Annotated in this window: 3 protein-coding genes and 1 pseudogene; 2 read left to right on the top strand and 2 right to left on the bottom strand. The window is 34.9% G+C overall.

All coding sequences use genetic code 11. From position 1 onward, the window contains the following. On the bottom strand, positions 1-865 hold an 865-nt coding region (locus tag AC1DSL_RS16280), incomplete at its 3' end, for an MFS transporter (protein WP_477532991.1). A gap of 181 nt (positions 866-1,046) precedes the next feature. Between AC1DSL_RS16280 and AC1DSL_RS16275 the strand changes: the two genes are divergently transcribed. Further along, the gene (locus AC1DSL_RS16275; protein WP_016426622.1) at positions 1,047-1,418 is read left to right on the top strand and encodes a winged helix-turn-helix transcriptional regulator; all 372 of its coding nucleotides are present in this window, start codon (positions 1,047-1,049) and stop codon (positions 1,416-1,418) included. Between the two features lie 514 nt (positions 1,419-1,932). Here the strand turns inward: AC1DSL_RS16275 and AC1DSL_RS16270 are convergent. Beyond that, a complete protein-coding gene (locus AC1DSL_RS16270; protein WP_016426623.1) occupies positions 1,933-2,853 on the bottom strand; it encodes a VanZ family protein in 921 nt (306 codons plus the stop codon). 443 nt (positions 2,854-3,296) lie between these two features. On the opposite strand from AC1DSL_RS16270, the pseudogene AC1DSL_RS16265 reads away from it, so the two are divergent. Next, a pseudogene (locus tag AC1DSL_RS16265) lies at positions 3,297-3,857 on the top strand (hypothetical protein); the annotation flags it as partial. Between the last annotated feature and the right edge of the window lie 10 nt (positions 3,858-3,867).

The raw sequence follows: 3,867 nt of genomic DNA, 5'->3' as shown, positions 1-3,867 counted from the left end.
GGATAAATAGTATCACCGCTTGTATAATAAACATGTAAAATAATGCTCTAATCGGATTGTGATTAGACAGCTTTCCACCCACCATGTTGCCAATAGCGATCGCAATACCATATACAAGAAGAATCACAGCAACTGTTCCTTCTTTATATCCTGTTATTTCCTGTAGTATCGGTGATAGATAAGTAAAGACAACGAATGTTCCTCCATAACCTAAGGCAGTAATCATAAATAAAAGTAATAAGCGACCATTTGTCACTAATTTGAACTGATCACGAAACGTTGTACGAGTACCTTTTCGTAAACTAGATGGAATCAGGATACTATTCGCGATTAAGGCTATAACTCCGATGACAATGATGATGATAAAGGCCATTCTCCAACCAAATTGTTGTCCAATTAATGTTCCCAATGGTACACCTGTTACAGTTGCTACCGTGAGTCCTGAAAACATAATGGATATGGCACTAGCTCTTCGATTTTCCGGTACTAAATCTGCAGCGATGGTAGAGCCAATGGACATAAAAACTCCATGTGAAAAGGCAGAAATAACACGAGCAACAAGTAACACACCAATGCTTGTCGCACTAGCAGCAATACTATTGCCTATAATAAAAATAACCATAATCCAAAGTAGTAATGATTTTCGTGACATACTAGAGGTAATGGATGTTAGAATAGGTGCCCCAAATGTTACTCCTAATGCATATAAGGAAACTGTTAAGCCTGCTGTCGTAACAGATATTTGTAAATCATTCGCTATTAATGGTAATAGGCCTACACTGATAAATTCTGTTGTTCCTATTGCAAATGCACTAATAGCTAAGGCTAACAGTGCTAATGTACTTTGTTTTTTATCTAAAGGCATTTTTCTCCTCCTTAATAATTTGGTAATGTATGAACGATCTTGTTTTAAGTAAACTAAAAAATAATTACATTAAAACTCAACCGATAAATGCTATTATGGTACATATGAATTAAGTAGAGAAGTACGCACTTAAAAGTACTATAGGTACTTTTAAGTTCCTATACATGAGGAGAAATTATATATGAAGAAAAAGAAATACAATATTTCAGTAGAAGCGACGCTAGAAGTGATAGGAGGAAAGTGGAAATGTGTGATTCTATGCCATTTAACACACGGTAAGAAACGAACAAGTGAATTGAAACGTCTTATGCCAGATATTACACAGAAGATGTTAACCCAACAATTACGTGAATTAGAGGTAGATGGAGTCATTAATAGAATTGTTTATAATCAAATTCCTCCAAAAGTGGAGTATGAGCTAAGTGAATATGGATGGAGCTTACAAGGTATCTTAAATTCACTATGTACATGGGGAGAAAAGCATATTATCAAAGTGTATGGCGATACATTTGATGTCCTGGAAGAGAACGTTCTAAATGAACATCTAAAATAATGAACTAGGGAATTTGAAAATATTTCTTTCCTATTCTGTATATAACAACCTATCAGAGGCTGCTGTATCAGAATTGTTACTTGCTTTGCTATCCTTCTATGGTTCAGAAGCGATCCTGATAAACATATGCTTCGGAAAAATTGTGCTACCAATAGGAAAAACGTTTAGGGTTTTTAAAAAAGGCTGTTTTCTAAATGATTGTTGTTTTTGGATGGGGTAGAAGCCTGAATCAAGGAAAAAGAGCAAAAGCGGCAACTTTAATGGGTTTAAGTGACCGATTTCTGAAATGGAAACGAACCGGTCACTGTTACTTTATACTATATTTCTTAAATGAATAAGAAAAACCTCAATGAGATACATCACGGTGAACCGTACCATAAGTAAGTGCGGTTAGAGGAAAGGGACTTTTTGCAGCCTAACATAATAAGGTCGGCTTTTTATGAACTTAAAGGGATTGGACACATCCAATCCCTTTAAATGTATGCCACAGTAATACATCGCTATAGTCACTAGATTACTCCCACCAATGCTTTAGTTCTGTGAAGTCTACATCCCATAGTTTTATGTTACCAGTAATAACTATGGTCATTTCTTTCGTCTCGTAAAATAGTGGGATTTCTAATGGCATTTCCAATGTTCCTGGTTCTGTTAAGTATTCCTCATCTATTTGAATTCTTACACCATCATCCGTATATATGGTTACTTTACCCTTAAATTCCTCAGTATCTGGAATGCCAAGGTTTAGATAAAAAATTAGCTCTTCTTTCCCTTCAACATTATAAGTATAGGTTTGGCTAGTATTCCCTTCATTACTGTACAAGTTGAATTGGGGTTCTATTGTATCGCCAGCTATAGTGAAGTGTGGAATATCTTTCATTAGTGGCTTCTTCCCCTTCGTTTCCTCGATATGCTGTAAAGGTTGTTTAGAACTTACGCGCTTATCTAAAATCTCAGAGACGCACATTACACAAACTAACAGTAGAATAGCAGCTGAGCAAGAGGCAATGAGCTTCCTACAAGTCAATTTTGATGTGAAACCAACTTTGTAGACAACATAGCCTATTATTGCACCTATTGTATTTGAAATAATATCGTCAGCATCAAAGGTTCCGAGATACATTAAAGGTTGTAGTATTTCTAATCCAAGAATTACGATAATAAACCAGCCTATAAATTTTCCAAAGTTAACTTGTTTTAATAAAGGAAACAGGATACCAAAGGGGATGAATGCCGCTATATTTCCAAAGTCGTACAACCAAGAAAACCGGAAACTAGGGAAATTTAAAGGGACGCTTGATGGAATAATTAGAAATTCATAACCTGCATCCATGTAATTACTTCTATGATCTAGGCGATTAAAATAGAAAAACATAAAATATAAAGTAAGAGCCGTATACATAATTGTAATCGTGGTAATTAAATGTTGCTTTTTCATTTACTTTCCTCCGCGTAAAATAGAATAATAAATATCATTGTAGYTGTTTAAAATGACTTTTGAGTGACAATTTAAGGTGTTCAGTGGATAACTATAAATATATTAACACTGTCTAAAGACAAAAATTGAGCTTAAAGAGGAGTTTGTCATCTAAGATAGAAAAAGCACCCACAATTTGTGAGCGCCTAAATGTTTCATTCTCCTGTTTTCATGAACGTTCGTATTTCTTCAATTTCTTTTTCAAGACAATAAAAAGCACCTCCGAAGAGATGCTTTAGTTCACATAATAAGTATTCACGGATAGTAGCAATGTCCATTATTAGTACAGATAGACTTAGGATCATTACTTTCGCTGGAGGAGTGCCGACATCGTTCTCTTATGAGTCCCCGGATGGGCAGTCTCATCTCATCCATGTTACGCCTGAGCCAAGAATCAAAACCATTTTGATTTAAATGATGATAGGCTTACTGAATTAAAAACTAAGGAACTTTCTGTTTTACCGTTATTTTCGTGTTTGAATTGTTCGATGGTTTGGGAACCTCAATATTTTAAGTTAAGTGATGGAGGTACTTCTATTCAACTAATCAGTCAAGAAAATACGGATGATTGGATTCAGGATGAGGAAGATAAGCTACCGGTGCCACTTCCGAGAACAAATGTAAAACTTATTGAAATGAAGGTCGAAGATATTCCAACTAATGAAGAAAATTATGATGCAGCTTTTGATTTATTTGGTTCAGAATACTTGTGTAGATTGATGGGTGCTCCTTTGTACGATGAGGTTCCTGAGGATTTAGATTGTCCGTTTTGTAACAAAGAAATGATGTACATTGCCACGATAACACAAGACCTTGGTGAACAAGAACTCATTTCAGTCGTTGATTTTCAATTAGGTGAGATAAATATTTACTATTATTTATGTAAAGATTGTTCAGTTCTAAAAACACAAACACAAGGCTTTTTCTTTTATCTTATTCAACTAAAGCACCCGTTAGTTGAATAAGAATTATTTC

This window comes from Paenisporosarcina sp. P4_D4 (assembly GCF_056401835.1).
This window is presented reverse-complemented; position numbering and strand designations above follow the sequence as displayed.